The sequence below is a fragment of the Pseudochelatococcus sp. B33 genome (assembly GCF_053570585.1).
This window is the reverse complement of record NZ_JBSEFH010000001.1, coordinates 374473-396463: the sequence shown is the minus strand read 5'-3', so window position 1 is coordinate 396463 and position 21991 is coordinate 374473. Positions and strand designations below refer to the sequence as shown.

Annotated in this window: 25 protein-coding genes; 13 read left to right on the top strand and 12 right to left on the bottom strand. The window is 67.9% G+C overall.

The window, feature by feature from the left end:
• Positions 1-15: 15 nt before the first annotated feature.
• From ACUSIJ_RS01815 to ACUSIJ_RS01785, 7 genes are all read left to right on the top strand, one after another.
• The gene (locus ACUSIJ_RS01815; RefSeq protein WP_449306628.1) at positions 16-378 is read left to right on the top strand and encodes an AtpZ/AtpI family protein; all 363 of its coding nucleotides are present in this window, start codon (positions 16-18) and stop codon (positions 376-378) included.
• 105 nt (positions 379-483) lie between these two features.
• Positions 484-1233, top strand: a complete 750-nt coding sequence (locus tag ACUSIJ_RS01810; RefSeq protein WP_449306627.1) for a F0F1 ATP synthase subunit A — start codon at positions 484-486, stop codon at positions 1231-1233.
• A gap of 65 nt (positions 1234-1298) precedes the next feature.
• Positions 1299-1541, top strand: coding sequence for a F0F1 ATP synthase subunit C (locus ACUSIJ_RS01805; RefSeq protein WP_449306626.1), 243 nt, complete (start codon positions 1299-1301; stop codon positions 1539-1541).
• Between the two features lie 309 nt (positions 1542-1850).
• Positions 1851-2384 (top strand): F0F1 ATP synthase subunit B, encoded by a 534-nt coding sequence (locus ACUSIJ_RS01800; RefSeq protein WP_449306625.1) that lies wholly within the window; start codon positions 1851-1853, stop codon positions 2382-2384.
• Positions 2385-2396: 12 nt separating this feature from the next.
• Positions 2397-2879, top strand: a complete 483-nt coding sequence (locus tag ACUSIJ_RS01795) for a F0F1 ATP synthase subunit B family protein (RefSeq protein ID WP_449306679.1) — start codon at positions 2397-2399, stop codon at positions 2877-2879.
• 143 nt (positions 2880-3022) lie between these two features.
• A complete protein-coding gene (locus ACUSIJ_RS01790) occupies positions 3023-4303 on the top strand; it encodes an alpha/beta hydrolase (RefSeq protein ID WP_449306624.1) in 1281 nt (426 codons plus the stop codon).
• Positions 4290-4760, top strand: a complete 471-nt coding sequence (locus ACUSIJ_RS01785) for a DUF6314 family protein (RefSeq protein ID WP_449306623.1) — start codon at positions 4290-4292, stop codon at positions 4758-4760. The genes ACUSIJ_RS01790 and ACUSIJ_RS01785 overlap by 14 nt, the downstream gene beginning before the upstream one ends.
• A gap of 113 nt (positions 4761-4873) precedes the next feature.
• On the opposite strand, the gene ACUSIJ_RS01780 is transcribed toward ACUSIJ_RS01785, so the two are convergent.
• The 8 genes from ACUSIJ_RS01780 to acnA form a co-directional block, all read right to left on the bottom strand.
• The gene (locus ACUSIJ_RS01780; RefSeq protein ID WP_449306622.1) at positions 4874-5188 is read right to left on the bottom strand and encodes a hypothetical protein; all 315 of its coding nucleotides are present in this window, start codon (positions 5186-5188) and stop codon (positions 4874-4876) included.
• A gap of 88 nt (positions 5189-5276) precedes the next feature.
• Entirely contained in the window at positions 5277-6299 is a 1023-nt protein-coding gene (locus ACUSIJ_RS01775) for a zinc-binding dehydrogenase (RefSeq protein WP_449306621.1), read from the bottom strand.
• 109 nt (positions 6300-6408) lie between these two features.
• On the bottom strand, positions 6409-7179 hold the full coding sequence (locus ACUSIJ_RS01770; protein WP_449306620.1) for an SDR family oxidoreductase: 771 nt from the start codon (positions 7177-7179) through the stop codon (positions 6409-6411).
• Entirely contained in the window at positions 7176-8489 is a 1314-nt protein-coding gene (locus tag ACUSIJ_RS01765) for a beta-ketoacyl-ACP synthase (RefSeq protein ID WP_449306619.1), read from the bottom strand. The genes ACUSIJ_RS01770 and ACUSIJ_RS01765 overlap by 4 nt, the downstream gene beginning before the upstream one ends.
• On the bottom strand, positions 8486-9670 hold the full coding sequence (locus ACUSIJ_RS01760) for a beta-ketoacyl-ACP synthase (protein ID WP_449306618.1): 1185 nt from the start codon (positions 9668-9670) through the stop codon (positions 8486-8488). The genes ACUSIJ_RS01765 and ACUSIJ_RS01760 overlap by 4 nt, the downstream gene beginning before the upstream one ends.
• A 1-nt stretch (position 9671) precedes the next feature.
• Positions 9672-10133: a 3-hydroxyacyl-ACP dehydratase FabZ family protein gene (locus ACUSIJ_RS01755; protein ID WP_449306617.1), complete on the bottom strand. Its 462-nt coding sequence runs from the start codon at positions 10131-10133 to the stop codon at positions 9672-9674.
• 211 nt (positions 10134-10344) lie between these two features.
• Positions 10345-10623: an acyl carrier protein gene (locus tag ACUSIJ_RS01750; RefSeq protein ID WP_449306616.1), complete on the bottom strand. Its 279-nt coding sequence runs from the start codon at positions 10621-10623 to the stop codon at positions 10345-10347.
• A 280-nt stretch (positions 10624-10903) separates the two neighbouring features.
• On the bottom strand, positions 10904-13606 hold the full coding sequence (gene acnA / locus ACUSIJ_RS01745) for an aconitate hydratase AcnA (RefSeq protein ID WP_449306615.1): 2703 nt from the start codon (positions 13604-13606) through the stop codon (positions 10904-10906).
• Between the two features lie 234 nt (positions 13607-13840).
• On the opposite strand from acnA, the gene ccmA reads away from it, so the two are divergent.
• The 5 genes from ccmA to ACUSIJ_RS01720 all read left to right on the top strand — a co-directional run bounded on the left by ccmA (position 13841) and on the right by ACUSIJ_RS01720 (position 16902).
• Entirely contained in the window at positions 13841-14470 is a 630-nt protein-coding gene (gene ccmA / locus ACUSIJ_RS01740; RefSeq protein WP_449306678.1) for a heme ABC exporter ATP-binding protein CcmA, read from the top strand.
• Positions 14470-15135 (top strand): heme exporter protein CcmB, encoded by a 666-nt coding sequence (ccmB, locus tag ACUSIJ_RS01735; protein WP_449306676.1) that lies wholly within the window; start codon positions 14470-14472, stop codon positions 15133-15135. The genes ccmA and ccmB overlap by 1 nt, the downstream gene beginning before the upstream one ends.
• A 176-nt stretch (positions 15136-15311) precedes the next feature.
• The gene (locus ACUSIJ_RS01730) at positions 15312-16097 is read left to right on the top strand and encodes a heme ABC transporter permease (RefSeq protein WP_449306614.1); all 786 of its coding nucleotides are present in this window, start codon (positions 15312-15314) and stop codon (positions 16095-16097) included.
• A gap of 24 nt (positions 16098-16121) precedes the next feature.
• Positions 16122-16292, top strand: coding sequence for a heme exporter protein CcmD (gene ccmD, locus ACUSIJ_RS01725; protein WP_449306613.1), 171 nt, complete (start codon positions 16122-16124; stop codon positions 16290-16292).
• Positions 16293-16302: 10 nt separating this feature from the next.
• A complete protein-coding gene (locus ACUSIJ_RS01720; RefSeq protein ID WP_449306612.1) occupies positions 16303-16902 on the top strand; it encodes a DsbE family thiol:disulfide interchange protein in 600 nt (199 codons plus the stop codon).
• Between the two features lie 4 nt (positions 16903-16906).
• Here ACUSIJ_RS01720 and ACUSIJ_RS01715 read toward each other — a convergent pair whose 3' ends face one another.
• Both ACUSIJ_RS01715 and ftsY read right to left on the bottom strand, forming a co-directional pair.
• A complete protein-coding gene (locus ACUSIJ_RS01715) occupies positions 16907-17554 on the bottom strand; it encodes a septation protein A (RefSeq protein WP_449306611.1) in 648 nt (215 codons plus the stop codon).
• Between the two features lie 4 nt (positions 17555-17558).
• Complete coding sequence (ftsY, locus tag ACUSIJ_RS01710) at positions 17559-18797, bottom strand: signal recognition particle-docking protein FtsY (protein WP_449306610.1); 1239 nt, start codon at positions 18795-18797, stop codon at positions 17559-17561.
• A 109-nt stretch (positions 18798-18906) separates the two neighbouring features.
• On the opposite strand from ftsY, the gene ACUSIJ_RS01705 reads away from it, so the two are divergent.
• Complete coding sequence (locus ACUSIJ_RS01705; protein ID WP_449306675.1) at positions 18907-19821, top strand: RluA family pseudouridine synthase; 915 nt, start codon at positions 18907-18909, stop codon at positions 19819-19821.
• Here ACUSIJ_RS01705 and mtaB read toward each other — a convergent pair.
• Complete coding sequence (gene mtaB, locus ACUSIJ_RS01700) at positions 19750-20985, bottom strand: tRNA (N(6)-L-threonylcarbamoyladenosine(37)-C(2))-methylthiotransferase MtaB (RefSeq protein ID WP_449306609.1); 1236 nt, start codon at positions 20983-20985, stop codon at positions 19750-19752. The two genes, ACUSIJ_RS01705 and mtaB, sit on opposite strands and share 72 nt — an antisense overlap.
• On the bottom strand, positions 20985-21869 hold the full coding sequence (dapF, locus tag ACUSIJ_RS01695) for a diaminopimelate epimerase (RefSeq protein ID WP_449306608.1): 885 nt from the start codon (positions 21867-21869) through the stop codon (positions 20985-20987). Before dapF ends, mtaB begins: the two co-directional genes overlap by 1 nt.
• Between the last annotated feature and the right edge of the window lie 122 nt (positions 21870-21991).

The window sequence follows — 21991 nt, the reverse complement described above, 5'->3', positions numbered from 1 at the left end:
GCTGGGAGTTTTGACATGTCCGAAAGCGACGGGGAGGGCAGGCAGTCCGAAGATCGCGATCTCGCCAGAAGGCTTGATGATCTCGGTCGCCGGCTGTCCGCGAAGGAGGAGGAGGCCCTTGCCGCCCGTCGGGCGCAGGAGCCCCTGGGAGAAGGCGACGCGTCGACCATCTCCAGCGCCTTGCGGATGTCGGGCGAGTTCATCGCCGGCGTTGTGGCCGGCGGGGGCATCGGTTGGGCCGTCGACACCTATCTGGGTGTGTCGCCCTGGGGACTGATCTTTTTTTTGCTGCTGGGCTTCTTGACAGGTGTCTGGAACGTGCTACGGGCAGCGGGCTACTTGAAGACGTCCCGCGACAGGGGTCGCGGGGGACGTTGAGCCAAGAGCGTTGATCGAATTGCCGAACGGCGCGCCGCGCCGGGAGGTCGGGCATCGGGGGCGGCCGGAAGATGGCCGCCGTCAGAGGAGCGGAAAGAGGCGGCCATGGCAAGTCCTACCGAACAGTTCGAGATTCGGCACTTTTCCGATCCGTTTTTCCATATCGGCAACTCGCCCATCACCTTCACCAACTCGGCGCTGTTCATGGTGCTGACGGTCTTGGTGATCTCCGGCTTCCTGCTGCTGGCGACGTCCTCCCGCTCGATCGTTCCCGGGCGATGGCAGAATGCCGGCGAGCTGCTATACGAGTTCGTCGCCGACACGCTCAAACAATCGGCGGGCAGGGAAGGCCTCGTCTTCTTTCCGCTGGTGTTCTCGCTCTTCACCTTCATTCTCGTCGCCAACCTCCTGGGGATGCTGCCCTATGCGTTCACGGCGACGAGCCATATCATCGTCACGGCAGGGCTGTCGATGCTGGTGATCCTGACGGTGATCGGCTACGGCGTCGCCAAGCACGGGGCCGGGTTCCTCAACGTTTTCGTGCCTTCGGGCGTGCCGGGCTGGCTGCTGCCGCTCATCGTGGCGATCGAGGTCGTGTCCTTCGTCTCGCGTCCGATCAGCCTTGCCGTCCGTCTTTTCGCCAACATGCTCGCCGGCCACATCGCGCTCAAGATCTTCGCCGGTTTCGTCGCGGCCCTGCTGGCCGGCGGCGTGGCCGCCGTGATCTCGCCGCTGCCGCTTGTGTTCACTGTCGCCATCGTCGCGCTGGAGGTTCTGGTCGCGGTGCTTCAGGCTTACGTCTTCGCCGTGCTGACCTCTCTCTATCTGCACGACGCCCTGCATCCCGGCCACTGATCGCGTAGGTCCACCGGCCGGTTATTCCGTCATCACCTCAGAGTGTTATTGTCAAGGAGCTTTCCATGGAACTCGCTGATGCTCTCGCTGCTGCCGCCAAGTACATCGGTGCCGGTCTTGCCACGTTCGGTCTTGCCGGCGCTGCTCTTGGTCTGGGCAACCTGTTCGGCCAGTTTTTCGCCGGTGCCTTCCGCAACCCGGCCGCGGCCGACTCCCAGCGCGGCACGCTGGTTCTCGGCTTCGCTCTCACGGAAGCGCTTGGCATCTTCTCGCTGCTGATCGCGCTGCTGCTGCTGTTCGCCGTCTGATCGTTCCCGCAGGGTGACGGCGGTTTTGCCTTCGGGCGTTGTCCCGAAGGCGGTTCCGCCGCGATGGGTCCCGCAGCCGCCAGGGAGCGCTTTCCGATCAAATGGAATCATTTGATCGATCGGAATTCGTTCCAATTGAAGAATTGCGGAGCCTTTTGCGATTTCGTGAAATCGAAAAAGGCTCCAGGGCGCCGCGGGCCCGTCTGTCTGTTTGGGCATCCGGACGGCGGCGGAGCGGGGCATTTGCCGCCCGTATCGGTCCGCGTCCGCCGGTTGGGTGCCGGGTCCTCATGCAGGAGGGGTTGACAGATGGCTGAAGCGATCAAAACCGGGGCTGAAGTCGCGCACGAAGTCGGCTTTCCTCCGTTTAACGCCGAAACCTATGCGTCGCAGCTGTTCTGGCTGGCGCTGACTTTCGCATTTCTCTACTGGTTCGTCTCGAAGATCGCCCTGCCGCGCATCGGTTCCGTGATCGAGGAGCGCCGGCAGCGGATCGACACGGATCTGGCCGATGCGGCGACGCTGAAGGCCCAGGCGGACGAGGCCTTCAAGGCCTATGAAACCGGCCTCGCGGCCGCCAAGAGCAACGCCCAGACGATCGCCGAGGAGACGCGGGCGCGTCTTGCCGGCGAGAGCGAGGCGCGGCGCAAGGTGCTGGAGCAGGAGTTGTCGGCCAAGATCGCCAGCGCCGAGACGGCGATTGCCGAAACCAAGACCCAGGCGCTGAGCCATGTCGGCGAGATCGCCACCGAGGCGGCGTCCACCATCGTGGAGCGTCTGCTCGGCAGCGCGCCCCCCGCGGGCGAGGTGGAAAAGGCGGTCAAGTCCGCGCTTGATCGATAGGAGACGGCCATGTTGCTGGAAGCTGAATTCTGGGTTGCCGTCGCGTTCTTCATCTTTCTCGGCCTCGTGCTCAAGCTCGGTGCCGGCAGGCTGATCGTCGATGCGCTCGACAAGCGCACCAAGAAGATCGCCAACGATCTGGCTGAGGCCCGCCGGTTCCGCGACGAGGCCGAGGCGCTGCTCAAGGCCTACGAGGCCAAGCGCGTGGCGGCCGAGCAGGAGGCGCAGGCCATCGTCGACAACGCCCGTGCCGACGCCGAGCGCGCCGCCGACGAGGCCCATGCGCGTCTGACCGAGTTCGTCGCGCGGCGCAAGGCCGCCGCCGAGGCCAAGATCGCCCAGGCCGAAACCCAGGCCACTGCCGATGTCCGGGCTGCCGCAGCCGACGCCGCCGTCCGGGCGGCGGAAGAGATCCTGCGCAGCAGCCTGAAGGGCAAGACCGCGGATCGGATCTTCGAGGACAGCCTGAAGGAAGTGCGGGCGCAGATCCACTGACTGATGCAAACCGGTGACATATCGCCGGTTTCTGTCATGACGGGTCCTTTCATGCGGGTTATACCGGGCCGGAAAGTGTTCTTTCTCTTCGTCGTCCGGCTATGCTGACGGCGCAGTTGTGGTGATTGCGCGGGGGCAGGTCGATGAAGTATCCCGTTCAGGCAGGCAGCGTGGTTCCTTCCCGGTTACGTCTGGCGGTGCTGGGCCTGGCGGCGCTTGCGCTTGCCTCGTGCGCGGGCAATCCCCGCGGCGTGCTCACCCCGGTGGCGGAGACCGCGCCGGGTGCGACCCAGGTCGAGATGCTGGTCGCGACCACGCGCGAAAAGGCCGCCAACCGGGCCGAGATGTTCTCCGGCGCGCGCGCCGAGCAGCCCGCCTTTGCCGATATCGCCGTGTCGATCCCGCCTGCGAGCGCCCGCACGCAGGGCGAGGTGCAATGGCCGCGCCGGCTGCCCGGCAATCCCGCGACCGATTTCGTCGCCCTGCGGGCCGATTTCCTTGATCAGGACGAAGCGCTGCGCCGTTTCCGGCGCATTGTCTCCGGCACGCCGCAGCGCAGCGTGCTGGTGTTCGTCCACGGCTACAACAACCGCTTCGAGGACGCCGTCTTCCGGTTTGCGCAGATCGTCAACGATTCGGGCGCGAAGGTCGCGCCGGTGCTGTTCACCTGGCCGTCGCGCGGCAGCCTGCTCGCCTACGGCTATGACCGCGAGAGCTCCAATTTCTCGCGCGACAGCCTTGAGAACCTGCTGACCTCCCTCTCGCGCGACAGGAGCGTCGGGGAGATTTCGATCCTGGCCCACTCGATGGGCAACTGGGTGACGCTCGAGGCCCTGCGCCAGATGGCGATCCGCAACAACGGCCGTCTGGAGCCGAAGATCGCCAATGTCATGCTGGCCGCACCCGACGTCGATATCGACGTTTTCCGCACGCAGGTGGCGCAGATCCGCCAGTCCGGCCGGCCGGGCAAGCCGGCGAACTTCGTGCTGTTCACGTCGCGCGACGACAGGGCGCTCGCCGTTTCGCGGCGGGTATGGGGCAGCACGGTGCGGCTCGGGGCGATCGATCCCGGCGTCGAGCCCTTCAAGTCGGAATTCAACCGCCGGAACGTGACCGTGGTCGACATGACCGGCGTGCGCACGGCCGACAGGCTCCGCCATGGCACCTTTGCCGAAAGCCCCGAGGTCGTGCAGCTCATCGGCATGCGCGTCGCCGGCGGCCAGACGCTGACCGATTCGCGCGCCGGGCTCGGCGACCACATCATCCAGATTACCTCGGGTGCTGCGGCTTCCGTCGGCACCGCGGCCGGCCTGGTGCTCGCCGCTCCCGTCGCCGTCATCGATCCGAACACGCGCGACAACTTCGGCGGCCAGGTGGAGGGATTGGGCGGCGCGCTGTCCGGCACCGCCGATGGCCTACGCTGACTTGCTGCGCGGCCTCGCCGGCCGCTGGCGGCTCGTTCGGGAAGTGAGCGCCGCGCCGGAGACCTTCGCGGCTTCCGGGGGTCTGATGGCGCATATGGCGGGGCATGCCGTTTTCTCGCCAGAGGCCGCCGGCCTTTACCGCTATCTCGAAGAGGGAGAGCTGACCATGGCCGGCCGGGCAGGGGAGACGATCGCGTTCTCGCGCGGCTATGTCTATGGCGTATGGGAGCAGGGCCTCGACATCCGTTTCGACGACGAGGAACGGCGTCCGTTCCAGCGCGTGGCGCTGAAGGCGGCGGATGGCGGGCTCGAAGGCGAGGCGCAGCACTTCTGCGCGCCCGACACCTACCGATCACGCTACCGGTTCGCGATGCCGCTGACGTTCGAGATCGTTCACGCGGTCGATGGGCCGCGCAAGGGTTATGTCATTCACAGTTGCTACAGCAGAATGGCTTGAACGGCGGCTAAAGCGGCGGACATTCGAGCAGAATCGCGCCGCCGCTCTATCCTTTTGTTAACGCATCAAATTTCTCCAAAAAGTGCCCACACTTTTTGGTTTGACGCTATAGATCAGCGCGAGCAGACGCGCACGGGCACCGCCTGCGGCACAGGCCCGAAGGCCCGGGCGGGGGAGACGCGCCGCCGCGATCCGCGCGGCCTCTCGTCCGCCCCGAGCTGCATGACCGCGATTCCCATCTGAACGCTGCCGAAGGTAAGGCAAAGCAGGAACGTCAGCGCGCCGGCTGCGATCCACCCGGCCTGCGACTGGGCGACGAGGCTGCGAAGACCCGCGACATCGAGCCCGAACAGCAGGCCCGCGAAAAGACCGGCGACGGCGAAGCCGATCAGCGCGTGAAGGGCGAGAAACCGGGTAAGTTCGGTCATCTGGACATCTCCCGAAGCAGCCTCCGATTAATCCATGTTGGCACGGTTCGGGAGAAACGACAATCGGGAAACAGCGCCCGGCGAGCGATCAGACGGTGACGATGATCTTGCCAAAAACCTTGCGCCCTTCCAGGCGGTCGAGGCCATCGCGAAAATTGTCGAGCGTGTAGACCGTGTCGATGACGGGCCGGATACCCGCTGCCATCTTGTCGAGCGCTTCGCGGATATTGCGGATGCTGCAGCCGAAGGAGCCGAATATCTTGTACTGCTGCTGGAAGAGTTGCATCAGGTTCATCGTCGTCGACACACCCGAGGTCGAGCCGCAGGTGACGAGGCGTCCGCCGCGCTTGAGGCTGAGCAGCGAGCCGTTCCACGTATCCGCGCCCACGTGCTCGAACACCACGTCCACGCCCTTGCGCCCGGTCAGCTTGCGCACGACGCCCTCGAACCGATCGGTGCGGTAGTTGATGACGTGATCGGCGCCGAGCGCCTTCGCCTTCTCGCCCTTCTCGTCGTCGCCCACGGTGGTGATGACCGTGCAGCCGATGGCCTTGGCCATGCGGATCGCCGCCGTGCCGATGCCGGACCCGCCCGCGTGCACGAGCACCGTTTCGCCCGCCTCCAGCCTGGCGTTGTCGAACAGCATGTGCTGCACGGTGCCGAAGGCGATGGGCGCGCAGGCGGCTTCCTCGAAACTCACGCCGCCGGGCACCTTGACCGCGAGCCGCGCCTGCATGTTGACGAACTCGCAGGTGAAGCCGTCAACGTGAAAACCCATGATGCCGGCGACGTTCTCGCACAGGTTGTCGCGCCCCTCGCGGCAGGCGCGACACACGCCGCAGGTCTTGGCGCCGTAGAGCGCCACCCGGTCGCCCACGGCGAACGCGTCGACGCCCGCGCCAACCGCCGCGATCTCGCCCGCGGCTTCCGCGCCCACGGTCAGCGGCAGCTTGCGCTTGGCGAAGGCCATGCCGCGAAAACCCCACACGTCGATGTGATTGAGGCCGACGGCGCGGATGCGCACCTGCACCTCCCCGGGGCCCGGCGGCGGCGGCGCGACGACGTCCACGAGGCGCAGATCGCGGTCACCGAAAAGCTGCAGGGCACGCATGGGCAATTCCTCAACGAAAGCGGCTTGCGTTTGATTTGAGCATCAAATCAAACGCAAGTTGCGGAAAACTATAAATGGTAGAGAGGTTTGCAATGCAAATCTCTCTACATCAGCGATGGATGCCGATGTGGGCGGTGAGCCCGCCGTCGATGGGCAGCACCGCGCCGGTGATATAGGCGGCGGCGTCCGAGAGCAGGAAGGCGGCGAGCCCCGCGACTTCCTCGACATGGGCGAAGCGGCCCGCCGGGATCTGCTTCTCCACGTCGGCGCGATAGGCGGCGTAGGGAGCGAGCATCTCGGTGTCGATGAAGCCCGGCGCGATGTAGTTGGCGGTGACGCCGCGCCGCGCCGTCTCCACGGTCAGCGTGCGCAGGTAGCTGAGCAGCGCGCCTTTCGAGGCCGCATAGGCGCTGTTGCCGGGGTTGCCGTGGAGCGCCGCGACCGAGCCGATGGCCACGATGCGACCGCTGCGCGCGCGGATCATCGGCCGCACCAGCGTCTTCACCAGTTGCGTGAAGGACCAGAAATTGACCTGCATCACCGCCTGCGCCTGGTCCTGCGCCATCACGGCGGCGAGCGTGTCATAGGACTGGCCGGCATTGTGGATGAAGCCGAAATAGGTTTCGTCCGCCACCTTGCTGCAGAACGCGTCGAGCGCCGGCCGGTCGGCGAGGTCGAGGGCGAAGGCGCGCACGTCCGCGCCGGTCTCCGACAGCCGCGCCGCTGCCGCACCCGCCGCATCGCCCGACGAGCGGTAGGTGAAATCGACGTCGAAGCCCTGGGCGACCAGCGTCTCGACGATGGCGGCACCCAGCCCCTTCGCCCCACCGGTGACGAGGACACGCCTGCGCGTTTCGCCGCTCGTGTCCGGGCTGCTCATACCGAAGGTTCCGATGCGAGGACAAGGCAGGTGTTCTGCCCGCCGAAGCCGAACGAGTTCGACAGCACGCGCGTCACCGCGGCGTCGCGAGCGGTGTTGGGCACCACATCGAGCGCGATCGCCGGGTCCGGGATCTCGTAGTTGATGGTCGGCGGCAGGCGGCCGTTGATGAGCGTCAGCAGCGAGAACACCGCCTCCACCGCGCCGGCGGCGCTCAGCGTGTGGCCGACCATGGACTTGTTGGAGGAAATCGGCACCTCGCCCGTGCGCTCGCCGAACACGGCGTTGCAGGCGAGCGCCTCCATCTTGTCGTTCTCGGGCGTGCTGGTGCCGTGGGCGTTGATGTAGTCGATATCGTCGGGCGTCAGGCCCGCGTCTTCGATGGCCTGCCGGATCGCGGCGATCGCCGGCGCGCCGTCCGGGCTCGTGCGGGTGCGGTGGAAGCCGTCGCCGTGCTCGCCGCAGCCGGCAACGAACCCGAGGACGGTCGCGCCGCGTGCCTTCGCGGCGTCGTAGTCCTCCAGCACCATGGCGCCCGCGCCCTCGCCCATGACGAAGCCGTCGCGGTTCTTGGAGAAGGGACGTGACGCGCGCTCCGGCTCGGCGTTGTTGGTGGAGAGCGCCGAGAGCAGCGAGAAGCGCACCAGCGCCTCGACATGCACCGAGCCGTCCGTGCCGATGGCGAGCGCCGCCTGCGTCTCGCCCCGGCGGATGGCCTCGGCCCCGAGCTGGATCGCGGTTGCGCCGGACGAACAGGCCGTCGACAGCGAGATCGGCGAGCCCTCGATGCCGAAATGCGCGGACAGATGATCGGCCACGGTGCCGAACAGGAACAGATCGTGCCACTCGGTGAACGCGCCGGACGCGGCCGCGCGCAGCAGATCCGCGTAGGACACGGCGTCCGTCTTGGCTGATGCGCGCGCCAGCGCGATGCGCTGCGGCCATTCCATCTCGACGGGCGGGACCGCGAGGAAAAGCGCGCCCGGAAACACCCCCGCCGCGCCCTTCGCGGGGAGGCTGCCGATGCCGGCCTGGGCAATCGCCTCCTCGGCGGCGAGCACGGCGAGCCGCTCGGACAGCACCGGGGCGCTGGAGAACGCGTCGGGCAGGAAATCGACGGTCGCGGCAATGGTGGTGCGCAGGTTACTCGTGTCGAAGCGGGTGATGCGGTGAACGCCGGAGCGCCCCTGCGTCAGGGCCGACCAGTTGTCGGCCTTGCCCTGGCCGAGCGAGGTCACGATGCCGGCGCCGGTGATCGCCACGAGCGGCCGGCCGAGCTTGTCGCGGGTGGTGGACGCTGTCGTCGTCATGCTGACCTGCCTCCGTTCGGCACGGCTTCGAGCAGGGCGACGCCCTCGCCGCGCTTGTGGCCGACGCTGGTGACCACGGCCTGATGCAGGCGCCCCGCCTCCAGCGCCGTGGTGGCGAGCGCGAGGCCGAGCGGAAACTGCGCCTCCAGCGTGTTGCCGAAGAGGTCACCGGTGGCGTGGACCGGGATCTGCGGCACGAGCTTCGTCAGGGAGCCGCGCTCCTCCTCGGTGATGCCGGCGACGCCGGTCGCGCCCGAGAAGACCGCGCCGCCGATGCCGCGGAACGATCTTGCACTTTCCATCCACAGCTTTTCAACAGAGCTGCCCACAGACCCTGGCTGGCGGCGCGGCTGGTCGGACGCCACCGCGCGCAGCACGGCGAGCGGCTTGGCGCCGCGCGCCTCGGCGTGCTCGCGCGCTTCCAGCACCAGGAAGGCGGCGCCGCTGCCGAGAATGAAGCCGCCGCCCTCGCCGGGCCGGTCCCACACGGAGGCATAATGCTCCGTCCACAGGTAGCCGCCGAGCTCGTAGATCAGCAGCGCGTCGGGCCGCTCGGCGTTGTAGGCCCCGCCGACGAGGAAGATGTCGCCCTGGCCGGCGGTGACGCGGGCGTGCGCAACGCGCACGGCATCGACGCCCGCCTGCTCCTCGCCCATGAAGGTGCGCGACGCGCCCGTGACGCCGTGGACGATGGCGATGTTGCCGGCGAGCAGGTTCGACAGCTGCGCCAGAAACAGCGTCGGCCGCAGGTCGCTCATCAGCCGCTCGTTGAGGAAGGCGTCGGGGCTGTCGGCGGTGGCGATGCCGGACAGGATCTGCCCATCCACCGCATAGTCGCGCTCGCCGCCGCCGGCCGACACGATCATGTGCACGTTCTGCCGCAAGGGATTGTCGCGTGCGAGCCCGGCATCGTCCAGCGCGAGCCCGGCGGCGTAGACACCGAGCTTCTGCCAGTTCTCCATCTGGCGCTGGTCGGCCTTCTTCGGAATTTGCCGTTCCCACTCCAGCGGCACGACGGGGTGGACGGGGTAGGGGGCAAAGGTGTCGGTATCGACCTGCGGGTCGCTGTCGCCGTCGAGCGCCGCGAGATGCGCCTGGCGGCCCTCGCCGAGATTCGAGACGAGGCCGATGCCGGTGATCCAGACGTCACGGGCGTGTTCGCGCACTGGGCTGTTTGGCATATCAGGCGTTCTCCAGAACGAGACCGATATCCGCCGCCTGGGACCGCATGCGGGCCGACAGGCCATCGGGGAAGGGCAGCAGCCGGAACATCAGCTCCGCGTCGCAGATGGTCTTGCCCTCGCTCGCGATGCGGGCGCGCGTCACCGCGTAGCCCGAGCCCTGGTGCGTGCGCGCCGTGCCGATGACGAGCGGCGCGCCGGGGCCGACGAACGAGCGGAACTTCGCCTTCTCGACGCTGGCGAGAAACGGCATGTGGGTGAACCGCAGAAGACCGAGAATGAGGTAGCCGGACGCCTGCGCCATGGTCTCCGTCAGCAGCACGCCGGGCATCAGCGGGTGGCCGGGGAAATGCCCCTCGAATACCGGGCTGTCGAGCGGCACGGTCGAATGGGCTTCGAGCCGCTCGCCCTCCTCGTCGAAGGAGGTGACCCGGTCGATCATCTGAAAGTATTCGAGGCGCATGGATGGCTATTTACCGTGCAGCCCGCCGGCCCCCGAAGCGCTCCGCAGGGGGGCGGGCAGCCGGGAGGGGCAGGGCGACAAGCGAAGGCTGCATGATCATAGCGAATGATTCTTTCAATTGCAGGTTTCACTCACTTGCAGGGTCCACTTGCAGGTTTCACTTGCGGGAGTTCGGGGATGCCGGGCGCGCAGGCGTCCGGCCGGTGCCGCCTCAGCCCTTGGCGGCGACGAGTTCGTCGATGCGCGCGGCGAGGTTCTTGAGGACGAAATACTGCTCGGCCGGAACCTTGCCGTCGTTGACTTCCTGCGTCCACTGCTCCAGCGGCAGCTTGATGCCGAACGCCTTGTCGATGGCGAAGGCGATGTCGAGGAAGGCGAGCGAGTCTACGCCGAGGTCGTCGATGGCGTGGCTTTCCGGCGTGATCTGGTCGCGCGGGATATCCGACGTTTCGGCGATGATATCGGCGACGGTCTCGAAGGTGGATGCCATCGCGGTACTCCTGATTCTGCGGCCGCATGCCATGGAAAGCGGCAAATACAAAGGCTTGCGCCGGACTGCTCCGGGGCACGTCGATCCGGGATGATTCCCTATACATGAGCGCCGGCGCTTATCCAAGCGCCGGCGCTCCCCGTTTTACAATTGCGTGACACGATTTCCACCCCGCAACGCGTGCGGCGGAGCCGAAATCGCCGGCGTCTTGCCGCCGGCCCGGTCTGCGACCGGCGCCGAACGGGTGTCGCTCAAGCGCCGCGTGGGCTGGCCGTTGGCATCACGCCGCGAGCTGACGCAGAACGTAGTGCAGGATACCGCCGTTGCGGAAGTACTCCAGCTCGTCCAGCGTGTCGATGCGCACAACGAGGGGCACCGTCTCGACCCGGCCGTCGGCGAAGGTGATCTGCGCCTCGATCTTCTGGCGCGGCTGCAGCTCCTCGCCGAGGCCGCGGATGGTCACCTGCTCGTCGCCCTTGAGGCCGAGCGTCTCCCACGACGTGCCTTCCTCGAACACGAGCGGCAGGATGCCCATGCCGACGAGGTTGGAGCGGTGGATGCGCTCGAAGCTCTGCGCAACGACGGCGCGGATGCCGAGGAGCTTGGTGCCCTTGGCCGCCCAGTCGCGCGACGAGCCCGTGCCGTACTCGCGCCCGGCGAACACGACGAGCGGCACGCCCTCCGCCTTGTAGCGCTCGGCCGCGTCGTAGATCGCGAGCCGCTCGCCGGAGGGGAAGTGCACGGCCCAGCCGCCCTCGACGACGTTGCCGGCCTCATCGCGCACCACCTGGTTCTTCAGGCGGATGTTGGCGAAGGTGCCGCGCATCATGACTTCATGGTTGCCGCGGCGCGTGCCGTACTGGTTGAAGTCCTGCGGGCGCACCTGATGCTCGCGCAGGTAGCGGCCGGCGGGGCTCGCCTCCTTGATCGAACCGGCGGGCGAGATGTGGTCCGTCGTGATCGAATCGAGGAAGAGGCCGAGAATGCGGGCGTCGACGATGTCCTCGACCGGCTCCGGCGTCTTGGTGATGCCCTCGAAGTAGGGCGGGTTCTGCACGTAGGTGGACGATGCGTCCCACTGGTAGGTGAGGCCGCCCGACACGGTGATGCCCTTCCAGTTGTCGTCGCCGGTGAACACGTCCCCGTACCGGCGGCGGAACAGCTCCTGCGTGATGTTCCTGTCGATGAACTCCTGGATCTCCTGCGAGGAGGGCCAGATGTCCTTGAGAAACACCGGCTGGCCGTCCGAGCCGATGCCGAGCGGCTCGGTCGTCAGGTCGATCTGCATCGAGCCCGCGATCGCGTAGGCGACGACGAGCGGCGGCGAGGCGAGGTAGTTGGCGCGCACGTCGGGACTGATGCGGCCCTCGAAGTTGCGGTTGCCCGACAGCACGGCGGCGGCGACGATGCCGTTGTCGTTGATCGCCTTGGAGATCTCCTCGGCGAGCGGACCCGAGTTGCCGATGCAGGTCGTGCAGCCGTAGCCGACGATGTTGAAGCCGAGCGCGTCGAGATCCTTCTGCAGGCCGGACTTCTCCAGATATTCACCCGCCACCTGCGAGCCGGGCGCGACCGAGGTCTTGACCCACGGCTTCGACTTCAGGCCCTTGGCGACGGCGTTGCGCGCCAGGAGGCCCGCGCCGATCATCACGCTGGGGTTCGAGGTGTTGGTGCACGAGGTGATGGCGGCAATCACCACGTCGCCGTGGCCGAGGTCGAAGTTCTTGCCCTCGACCTTGTAGCGATTGGCGATGTCGGCCGCCTTCTTGAACTCCGTGTCCATCGCGTCGATGAAGCCCTGCTTCGTGCCCGACAGCAGGATCCGGTCCTGCGGGCGCTTGGGGCCGGCCATCGAGGGCACGACGTCGCCGAGATCGAGCGACAGCGTGTCGGTGAACTCGGGATCGGGCGTATCGGCGGTGCGGAACGTGCCCTGCGCCTTGGCGTAGGCCTCGACCAGCGCCACGCGGTCGTCGGCGCGGCCGGTCTTGCGCAGGTAGCGCAACGTCGCGTCGTCGACGGGGAAGAAGCCGCAGGTCGCGCCATATTCCGGCGCCATGTTGCCGATGGTGGCGCGGTCCTCGATGGTCAGCGCGTCGAGGCCCGGGCCGTAGAACTCGACGAACTTGCCGACCACGCCCTTCTTGCGCAGCGCCTGGGTGACGGTGAGCACGAGGTCGGTGGCGGTGACGCCTTCCTTCAGCTTGCCGGTGAGCTTGAAGCCGATGACTTCCGGAATAAGCATGGAGAGCGGCTGGCCGAGCATTGCCGCCTCCGCCTCGATGCCGCCCACGCCCCAGCCGAGCACCGAGAGGCCGTTGACCATGGTGGTGTGCGAGTCGGTGCCGACGAGCGAGTCGGGATAGGCGACGGTCTCGCCGTTCTCCGTCCGCGTCCAGACGGTCTGCGACAGGTATTCCAGGTTCACCTGGTGGCAGATGCCGGTGCCGGGGGGCACGACGCGAAAATTGTCGAAGGCGTCCTGGCCCCAGCGCAGGAAGCGGTAACGCTCGCCGTTGCGCTCGTATTCCTTCTCGACGTTGTCATGGAAGGCGCGCGGCGTGCCGAACTCGTCGACGATCACCGAGTGGTCGATGACGAGGTCGACGGGCACCAGCGGGTTGATCTTCTGCGGATCGCCGCCGAGCCGGTTCATGGCGTCGCGCATGGCCGCCAGATCCACGACGCCGGGGACGCCGGTGAAGTCCTGCATCAGCACGCGGGCGGGGCGGAAGGCGATTTCCTTCTCCACCTTGCCCTTGTTGTCGAGCCAGTCCACGACGGCGACGATGTCGTCGCGCTTGACGGTCCGCTCGTCCTCGAACCGCAGCAGGTTCTCGAGCAGCACGCGGGTGGAGAAGGGGAGGCGGGAGGCGCCGTCAAGGCCGTTCTTCTCGGCCTCGGGGATCGAGAAATAGGTGTACGACTTGTCGCCCACCTGAAGGGTGCTGCGGGATTTGAAACTGTCGTTGGAAGTTGTCATTGCGTGATCCTTGCGGGGATGTGAGACACGAATGCCAAGCCTGGAAGCGCCGAACGCGCGCGCCGCCCCGGGAGTGCCCAGGTCCCCGCGCGTCACGCGCGCGGCGCAGCCTGCGTGCTATATAGTCAGTTTCGCGTCGGTGCGCTAGACCGTTGATAGTGGTTCTAAAGAGCTAGACGCACGAACGCAATTGCCCAAAGAGGAATTATTCCAATTTTGTCTTCCAGCCCTCATCTGCACCTTTCCGCGACCGATCTCGCCTGCCGCCGTTCCGGGCGGCTGCTGTTTTCAGGGCTTCGTTTCTCGCTCGGCGGCGGCCGGGCACTCGTCGTCACCGGCGCCAACGGCGCGGGCAAGTCGAGCCTGCTCGCCATCCTGCGCGGGCGCCTGAAACCCGCCGCCGGAACGGTCGCGCTCACGTTCGCGGACGAGCGCCCGTTGCCCGAGGCGATCAACTTCGTCGGCCACCGCGAGGGCCTCAAGGCGATGCTGACGGCACACGAAAACCTCGCCTTCGCGCGTGAGATGCTGGGCGGAGGGGCGCTGTCGCCGGAAGCGGCGCTGGAGAAATTCGACGTCGCGCATCTCGCGCAACTGCCGGTGGCGTATCTCTCGGCCGGTCAGCGGCGGCGGGTGGCGCTGGCGCGACTTTTTGTCGCATCCCGGCCGATCTGGCTGCTCGACGAGCCGACGTCGGCGCTCGACGCGGCGTCCTCGGCGCTGCTGACGCGGCTGATGCGGGAGCATCTTTCGGGAGGCGGCATCATCGTCGCGGCGACGCACCAGCCGCTCGGGCTCGACGGCGAGGATGTGCTGCGCATCGTGCCGCCGGTCGAAACCGATGAGGACGGAGAGGCGTGGTGATGGGGGCGTTTTGGGCCATCGTCCGGCGCGACCTCGCGATCGCGGGGCGGATCGGCGGCGCGGGCGGGCTGCCGCTGGTGTTCTTCCTGATGTTGGTGACGCTCATTCCCTTCGCCATCGGCCCGGACCTCAACCTGCTGTCGCGCATCGGCCCGGCCATCCTGTGGCTCGCGGCGGTGCTCGCCACGCTCATCGGGCTCGACAGGCTGTTCCAGGCCGACGAGGAGGACGGCTCGCTCGACATCATCCTGGCCGGTGATCTGCCGCTGGAGCTTGCGGTCATTGCCAAGGGGATCGCGCACTGGCTAGCGACCGGCCTGCCGCTCGCCCTGTTCGCGCCGCTGTTCGGGTTGCTGCTGGCGTTGACGCCCGACGCCATGCTGGCGGTTGCGGTGACGCTCTTCGTGGGCACGCCGGCGCTGACCTTCACCGGCATGGTGGGCGCGGCGCTCACCGCGCGGCTGCGGCGCGGCGGGCTCATCCTGTCGATCCTGGTGATGCCGCTGATGGTGCCGACGCTGATCTTCGGCGTCTCCGCTGCCCAGGCGGCGACGGGCGGGACGGTGCCGTTCCTGTCGCCGTTCCTGATCCTGTGCGCGATCAGCCTGTTCGCCATCGTCACCGGCGCGGTATCGGCAGCGGTGGCGCTGAGGGCGGAGGGGTGAGCGAGGCCGGCCCGTCCGTGCAGAGGTCCGATATCGTCAGGGGCATATTATCGCATTGTCGCGCGCCGCGCGCGCGGTTAGAGGTAGATGAAACTGTCGTTGTTCTAAATTGGCGCAACACCCTATATCGAAGAAGTGGCGTGACGCGCCGACTGTTCAGGAGATTTCCCGGGACCATGCTCACGGCACTCGCCAATCCGACCCGCTTCCTGTCGCTTTCAGGGCGCGTGCTGCCCTGGCTCGCGGGCTCGGCGGCGGTGCTGCTTGCCGTCGGCTTCTGGCTGGTGTTCTTCCACGCGCCGGACGACTACCAGCAGGGCGCGACCGTGCGCATCATGTATATCCACGTGCCGGCCGCGTGGCTGTCGCTGTTCCTCTATGCCATGATGACGGGCTCGGCCATCGGCACGCTGGTGTGGCGCCATCCGCTCGCCGACGTGGCGCAGAAGGCGGCCGCGCCCATCGGGGCGGCGTTCACGTTCCTGTGCCTCGTCACCGGCTCCATCTGGGGCAAGCCGATGTGGGGCACGTGGTGGGTGTGGGACGCGCGGCTCACGTCGGAGCTCGTGCTGCTCTTGATCTATCTCGGCATCATGGGCCTGTGGCGCGCCTTCGAGGAGCCCGCCGTCGCGGCGCGCGCCGTCGCCATCATGACGCTGGTAGGTTTCGTCAACATTCCCATCGTCAAGTTCTCGGTCGACTGGTGGAACACCCTGCATCAGCCGGCTTCCGTCTTCCGGCTCGGCGGCTCGACCATCGACGCCTCCATGCTCTGGCCTCTTCTGGTGACGGCGGCGGGCTTCTCGCTGCTCGCCGTGGCGCTGCATCTGTCGGGCATGCGCACCGAGATCCTGCGCCGGCGGGTGCGCGCGCTGAGCCTGCAAGAGGCGCAGCAACAGGAAGCGCAGCGGCGTGAGCGTTCGTCCACGCCCGCCGTCACGCCGGTGGAGGTGACGCCGTGAGAGGTGTGCCATAAGAGGTTTGCGATGAGCGGTCCCTATTTCGGCTACATCCTAGCGGCCTATGCCTTCGCCGTTCTCGTCGTCGGCGGGCTGATCCTGCGGGCGGTGCTCGACCACCGGGCGCAGGTGCGGGCGCTGGCGGCGCTCGAGGCACGCGGGGTCCATCGCCGGTCGCGGCGCAAAAGCGCGGCATGAAGGGCGCGGCATGAGTGACACGGTCGAATCCCCGGCCTCCCCGAAACCGCACCGCCGCCTGCTGGTGCTGCTGCCGCTCGTCGTCTTCGGCGCGCTGGCGGCGCTGTTCTTCACCCGCCTCGTGGACGGCGATCCCTCGCGCGTGCCCTCGGCGCTGATCGGGCGCGCGGTGCCCGCCTTCGACCTGCCGCCGCTCGACGGGCTGACGCGCGACGGCGCGCCGGTGCCCGGCCTCGCGACCGCGGACCTCAAGACGGGAAAGGTGACGATCGTCAACGTCTGGGCGTCGTGGTGCGTGCCCTGCCGGCAGGAGCATCCGTTGCTGGTGCGGCTCGCCTCGGATCCGCGCGTGGAGGTGGTCGGCATCAACTACAAGGACGCGCCGGAGAACGCCCGCCGGTTTCTGGGCGCGCTCGGCAATCCGTTCACGCGCGTCGGTGCGGACGAGAGCGGGCGCGTCGGCATCGACTGGGGTGTCTACGGCGTGCCGGAGACCTTCGTGGTGGCGGGGGACGGCACGATCCGCCACAAGCACATCGGTCCGCTGACGCCCGAAGCCCTCGCCACGACGCTGGAGACCGCCATCGCGGAGGCGGCGGCTTCCCGATAGACGCTCAGCCCTGCGCCTCCTCCGGCAGGGAGTGTTTCAGGATGAGCCGTGTCTGGGCGACGGCGAAGGCGAGCGTGATCGGCATCATGCCGAACACCTTGAAGCTCACCCAGAAGTCCGTGCTCTGGGTGCGCCAGACGATCTCGTTGATGGCCGCGAGCACGAAGAAGAACGCGCCCCAGCGGAAGGTGAGCTTGCGCCAGCCCTCGTCGTCGAGCTGGAACACGCTGCTGAAGATGATCGGCAGCAGCGGCTTGTCGAACAGGAAGAGGCCGCCGAGCAGAATGCTGCCGAACAGGCAGTTGACGATGGTGGGCTTCAGCTTGATGAACAGGTCGTCGTTGAGCCACAGCGTCATGGCGCCGAAGGTCACCACGACGATCCCCGAGACCAGCGGCATGATCGGCAGACGCCGTTCCAGCCCGTAGTTGACGGCGAGCGCCGCCACCGTCGCCAGCATGAACACCGCGGTGGCGGCGAAGATGCCGACATGGTCGGCGCTCATGTCCGCCGGCAGCAGCGGGCCGATCAGCGGCGTGAAATAGGCCGGACGGGCGTTCGCCACGAAGAACAGGATCAGCGGCCCCATCTCCAGCAGCAGCTTGGTGACGGGCGGCAGGCCCGAATGCCCTGTCTCGATTTTCTGTGTCATGCTCTCAAGCTTCCTCAAGTCCCGCGATGGCGCGGGCGAATTCGTCCGCCGCGAAGGGCTCCAGATCCTCGACGCCCTCGCCGACGCCGATGAAATGCACCGGCAGTCCGAACTTGTCGGCGATCGCCACCAGGATGCCGCCGCGCGCCGTGCCGTCGAGCTTGGTCATCACGAGCCCGGTGACGCCCGCGACCTCACCGAAGATCTCCACCTGGTTGACGGCATTCTGCCCCGTCGTGGCATCGAGCACCAGCAGCACGGCGTGGGGGGCGGTCTCGTCGCGCTTCTTGATGACGCGGATGACCTTTTCGAGTTCCGCCATCAGCCCCGCCTTGTTCTGCAGGCGCCCGGCGGTATCGATGAGCAGCACGTCGGTGCCGGTTGCCTCGGCCTCCTTCAGCGCGTCGAAGGCGAGGCCCGCCGCATCCGCGCCCTGCTCGCGGCGGATGACGCGCGCGCCGGTGCGCTCGCCCCATACCGAAAGCTGCTCGATGGCGGCGGCGCGAAAGGTGTCGCCGGCGGCGAGCATCACCGAGCGGCCCTCGGCCCGGAACTTGTGCGCCAGCTTGCCGATGGTCGTCGTCTTGCCCGCGCCGTTGACGCCGATCATCAGGATCACGAACGGTTTCTTCGCCGCATCGATGACGAGCGGCTTCGCCACCGGCTCCAGCACTGCGCCGACCTCGCTGGCGAGGATGGCCTTGACCTCCTCGGGCTCGATGGATTTCTCGTAGCGGCCCTTGCCCACCGCCTCGGTGACGCGGGTGGCCATGGCGACGCCGAGATCGGCCTGGATGAGGACGTCCTCCAGCTCCTCCAGCGTCGTGATGTCGAGCTTGCGCTTGGTGAAGATGCCGACGATCCCCGAGCCGATGCTGGAGGACGTGCGCGACAGGCCGTCCTTGAGCCGCCGCCACCAGCCGGTCTTGGGCTCGGGTTCCGGCTCCGCCTCCGCCTCGGGTGTGGGCTCCGGCTCGTGCGGTTCGGGCCCTGCGGCCAACGCCGGTTCGGGGGCGTCTGCGGCTGCGACGGGGGGCGGCGCCCATTCGTCCGGCGGGGCCGGCGCGACCGATTCCGGCGGGACGTTGCCGCCTGCCTCCGGCGGCGGGGGCGGTGCAACGTCCTCGCCCTCCGGCAGCGGGCTTTCCGGCTGCTCGTCTTGCCTGCGGCCGAAGAGGCGGGAGAACAGGCCACGCTTCCTGCCGTCCTGCCGCTCTTCCTGCCGGTCGTCGTCGGTGGTCATCTCTGTCGTCCGTTCGTGTGCTTGTTTCTGGCCCGGCCGGATTCACAGCAGACGGGGCTCGTCAACATGGGGCTTGCCAATGGTCGCCGTCCTCGATAGCCCGAACGGCATGAACGGGGAAGTCACAGAAGCGGATATAATGCGCCGCGTGCTCTATCGCGACGCGCTGATGCTCGTCATCGACAAGCCGGCCGGGCTGCCGGTACATCCGGGGCCGCGCAACGCCGCCTCGCGCAATGCTAGAGCGCTTTCCGATCAGATGAGATCATCTGATCGATCAGAATTCGCTCCAAATAAAGAATCGCAGATCGAAAACCGATCCAGTCAGATCGGCTTTCGATCCTCCGGCCGGGACGCGACGCTGACGGATTTTCTGCCGGCGCTGCGCTTCGGCCTGCCGCGCGTGCCGGAACTCGTCCACCGCCTCGACCGCGACACCTCGGGCTGCCTCGTGCTCGGCCGCCACCGCAAGGCGCTGGAGCGGCTCGGCAAGCTGTTCAGCGGCAATCAGGTGGAGAAGGTCTATTGGGCCGTCGTCGAGGGCGGCCCGCAGGCCGATTGCGGCGAGATCGATCTGCCGCTCGGCCCGCGCGATCCGGATCGGGGCTGGTGGATGAAGGTCGATCCGGCCGGCCAGCCGGCGCTCACCCGCTGGCGGGTGCTCGCGCGGGCGGACGGTCTCGCGTGGCTCGCGCTCGAACCCGTGACCGGCCGCACGCACCAGTTGCGCGTCCACTGCGCGGCGAGCGGCTTTCCGATCCTCGGCGATCCGATCTACGGCAATGCGCCGCGCCAAAGTGGACCGGGCGTGGGCGGTCCGGGGCTGCATCTGCACGCGCGGGTGATCACGCTGCCGCTCTATCCCAAACGCGAGCCGATCCGCGTGGAGGCGCCGCCGCCCGCCCATATGGCGGCAACGCTTGCCCGCCTCGGCCTTGGCATGCGGCCGTCGTCAGGCCGCGATCAAATGCCGCCCGTCGTGCCCGGCGATGCCGACCGGCAGGAGCTGCCCGGGGGCGGATGAAGCGGCAAGGCGCACCGGCGTGAACGCCTCCGTGCGGCCGATGCCGCCTCGCTCCGTCAGCACGATGTGCTCGCGCCCTACCTCGCCGGCGAGGTGGCGTTCCAGCAGGCGGGCGCCGAGATCGCGCAGGCGGGCGGCACGTTCCTTCACCGCCTCGCGCGCCACCTGCGGCATGCGCGCCGCCGGCGTGCCGGGGCGGGGCGAGAACGGGAACACGTGCAGGTGCGTCAGCCCATAGGCGAGGATCGCCTCGCATGTGCGGGCGAACATCTCGTCCGTCTCGGTCGGGAAGCCGGCGATGACATCCGCGCCGAACACCATCTCCGGGCGCAGGCCGCGCACCGTCTCGATGAATTGCAGCGTGTCCGCGTGGGAATGGCGGCGCTTCATGCGCTTCAGGATGAGGTCGTCGCCCGATTGCAGGGAGAGATGCAGATGCGGCATCAGCCGCGCGTCGGTGGCGATCGCCTCCATGAGGTGCTCGTCGGCCTCCACTGAGTCGATGGAGGAGAGCCGCAGGCGCGCGAGGTCCGGCACGTGGCGCAGGATGTTCTTCACCAGGAGGCCGAGCGTCGGCCGCCCCGGCAGATCCGCGCCGTAGCTCGTGATGTCGACGCCGGTGACGACCGCCTCGCGATAGCCGTTGTCGACGAGGCGCCTGATGCCGTCGACCACCGCGCCCATCGGCACCGAGCGCGACGGACCCCGGCCATAGGGAATGACGCAGAAGGTGCAGCGGTGGTCACAGCCGTTCTGGACCTGCACGAAGGCGCGGGTGTGGCCCTCGAAGGCGTCGGCCATCTGCGGCGCGGTGTCGCGGACGGTCATGATGTCGCTCACCGAGACGCGTTCCGTCTGCGTGAGGGTCCAGCTTTCCGGGCGCATCTTTTCGGCGTTGCCGATGACGCGCGCCACCTCGGGCATGGCGGCGAAGCGCCCGGGCTCGATCTGCGCCGCGCAGCCGGTGACGACGATCTCGGCGCCCGGGCGCTCGCGCTTGATGCGGCGGATGCTCTGGCGCGCGTGGCGGGTCGCCTCCGCCGTCACCGCGCAGGTGTTGACGATGACGACGTCCTGCCGGCCGGCCGCTTCCGCATGGCGGCGCAGCGCCTCGGATTCGGCGATGTTGAGCCGGCAGCCGAAGGTGACGACCTCGACGCTCATCAGGCGGCGGCAGTGCGGAAAAGGGCGGGGGGCAGGCTGTCGGCCCATTCGAATTCGGCCGGGCCGGTCATCAGCACGTGGCCGTCGTCCCGCCATTCGATGACGAGCGGGCCGCCAGGCAGGCGCACCTCGACGCGCCGCTCCGTCAGGCCGCGCCGGACGGCGGCGACCGCCGCGGCACAGGCGCCCGAGCCGCAGGCAAGCGTTTCGCCCGCGCCGCGCTCCCAGACGCGCAGGACGACGTGCTCCCGGTCCACCACCTCGGCCAGCGATATGTTGGCGCGCTCGGGAAACAGCGCATCGTGCTCCAGCGCGGGGCCGATGGCGGCGAGGTCGTAGGCCGCGGCGTCGGTGACGAAGAACACCGCATGCGGGTTGCCCATGCTCACCCCGACCGGCGCATCGAGCGCCGGCAGGTCCGGCACGTCCCGGTGGAGGGGCAGCGCGTCCGTGTCCGGCACCGCGTGGGCGAGGGGGATGTCGCGCCAGCCGACGCGCGGCGTGCCCATGTCGACGCTGAATATGTCGACGCTGAACACGTCGTTGCCGAGGCGCCGGCAGGCGAGGAGGCCGGCGGCGGTCTCGACGGTAGTCGTGTCCCGGTCCGTGCCGTGCAGGATCGCCCATGCCACGCAGCGCGTGCCGTTGCCGCAGGCGCCCGCCTCCGACCCGTCGGCGTTGTAGATGCGCACGAAGGCGTCGGTGCCTTCCGAGACCGGATCATGCAGCACCATGAGCTGGTCGAACTTCGCCCGCTCGAACCCTGCGATGGCCCGCGCCTCGCCCGCCGTCACGACATGGGACGTGCCGCGCAGGTCAAGCACCACGATCTCGTTGCCGAGACCGTTCATCTTCAGGAAGGGCAGATTGGCGAGCGTGTTCAACTGGGCTGTTCCGATGCGTCGTTTCCGGTTGGGGCGTTCCAGATGTATCGACAGACTGCGCCTGTCAGGTAACGCACATATGATGCAACTTGGGGAAAATGGCGAGTCTTTCAATTTTGCCG

What these genes read in the sequence shown, in the direction of transcription:
- ACUSIJ_RS01815 (WP_449306628.1), top strand. Translation starts at nt 16, where the DNA reads ATGTCCGAAAGCGACGGGGAGGGCAGGCAGTCCGAAGATCGCGATCTC.
- ACUSIJ_RS01810 (WP_449306627.1), top strand. Translation starts at nt 484, where the DNA reads ATGGCAAGTCCTACCGAACAGTTCGAGATTCGGCACTTTTCCGATCCG.
- ACUSIJ_RS01805 (WP_449306626.1), top strand. Translation starts at nt 1,299, where the DNA reads ATGGAACTCGCTGATGCTCTCGCTGCTGCCGCCAAGTACATCGGTGCC.
- ACUSIJ_RS01800 (WP_449306625.1), top strand. Translation starts at nt 1,851, where the DNA reads ATGGCTGAAGCGATCAAAACCGGGGCTGAAGTCGCGCACGAAGTCGGC.
- ACUSIJ_RS01790 (WP_449306624.1), top strand. Translation starts at nt 3,023, where the DNA reads ATGAAGTATCCCGTTCAGGCAGGCAGCGTGGTTCCTTCCCGGTTACGT.
- ACUSIJ_RS01785 (WP_449306623.1), top strand. Translation starts at nt 4,290, where the DNA reads ATGGCCTACGCTGACTTGCTGCGCGGCCTCGCCGGCCGCTGGCGGCTC.
- ACUSIJ_RS01780 (WP_449306622.1), bottom strand. Translation starts at nt 5,188, where the DNA reads ATGACCGAACTTACCCGGTTTCTCGCCCTTCACGCGCTGATCGGCTTC.
- ACUSIJ_RS01775 (WP_449306621.1), bottom strand. Translation starts at nt 6,299, where the DNA reads ATGCGTGCCCTGCAGCTTTTCGGTGACCGCGATCTGCGCCTCGTGGAC.
- ACUSIJ_RS01770 (WP_449306620.1), bottom strand. Translation starts at nt 7,179, where the DNA reads ATGAGCAGCCCGGACACGAGCGGCGAAACGCGCAGGCGTGTCCTCGTC.
- ACUSIJ_RS01765 (WP_449306619.1), bottom strand. Translation starts at nt 8,489, where the DNA reads ATGACGACGACAGCGTCCACCACCCGCGACAAGCTCGGCCGGCCGCTC.
- ACUSIJ_RS01760 (WP_449306618.1), bottom strand. Translation starts at nt 9,670, where the DNA reads ATGCCAAACAGCCCAGTGCGCGAACACGCCCGTGACGTCTGGATCACC.
- ACUSIJ_RS01755 (WP_449306617.1), bottom strand. Translation starts at nt 10,133, where the DNA reads ATGCGCCTCGAATACTTTCAGATGATCGACCGGGTCACCTCCTTCGAC.
- ACUSIJ_RS01750 (WP_449306616.1), bottom strand. Translation starts at nt 10,623, where the DNA reads ATGGCATCCACCTTCGAGACCGTCGCCGATATCATCGCCGAAACGTCG.
- acnA (WP_449306615.1), bottom strand. Translation starts at nt 13,606, where the DNA reads ATGACAACTTCCAACGACAGTTTCAAATCCCGCAGCACCCTTCAGGTG.
- ccmB (WP_449306676.1), top strand. Translation starts at nt 14,470, where the DNA reads ATGGGGGCGTTTTGGGCCATCGTCCGGCGCGACCTCGCGATCGCGGGG.
- ACUSIJ_RS01730 (WP_449306614.1), top strand. Translation starts at nt 15,312, where the DNA reads ATGCTCACGGCACTCGCCAATCCGACCCGCTTCCTGTCGCTTTCAGGG.
- ccmD (WP_449306613.1), top strand. Translation starts at nt 16,122, where the DNA reads ATGAGCGGTCCCTATTTCGGCTACATCCTAGCGGCCTATGCCTTCGCC.
- ACUSIJ_RS01720 (WP_449306612.1), top strand. Translation starts at nt 16,303, where the DNA reads ATGAGTGACACGGTCGAATCCCCGGCCTCCCCGAAACCGCACCGCCGC.
- ACUSIJ_RS01715 (WP_449306611.1), bottom strand. Translation starts at nt 17,554, where the DNA reads ATGACACAGAAAATCGAGACAGGGCATTCGGGCCTGCCGCCCGTCACC.
- ftsY (WP_449306610.1), bottom strand. Translation starts at nt 18,797, where the DNA reads ATGACCACCGACGACGACCGGCAGGAAGAGCGGCAGGACGGCAGGAAG.
- ACUSIJ_RS01705 (WP_449306675.1), top strand. Translation starts at nt 18,907, where the DNA reads ATGAACGGGGAAGTCACAGAAGCGGATATAATGCGCCGCGTGCTCTAT.
- mtaB (WP_449306609.1), bottom strand. Translation starts at nt 20,985, where the DNA reads ATGAGCGTCGAGGTCGTCACCTTCGGCTGCCGGCTCAACATCGCCGAA.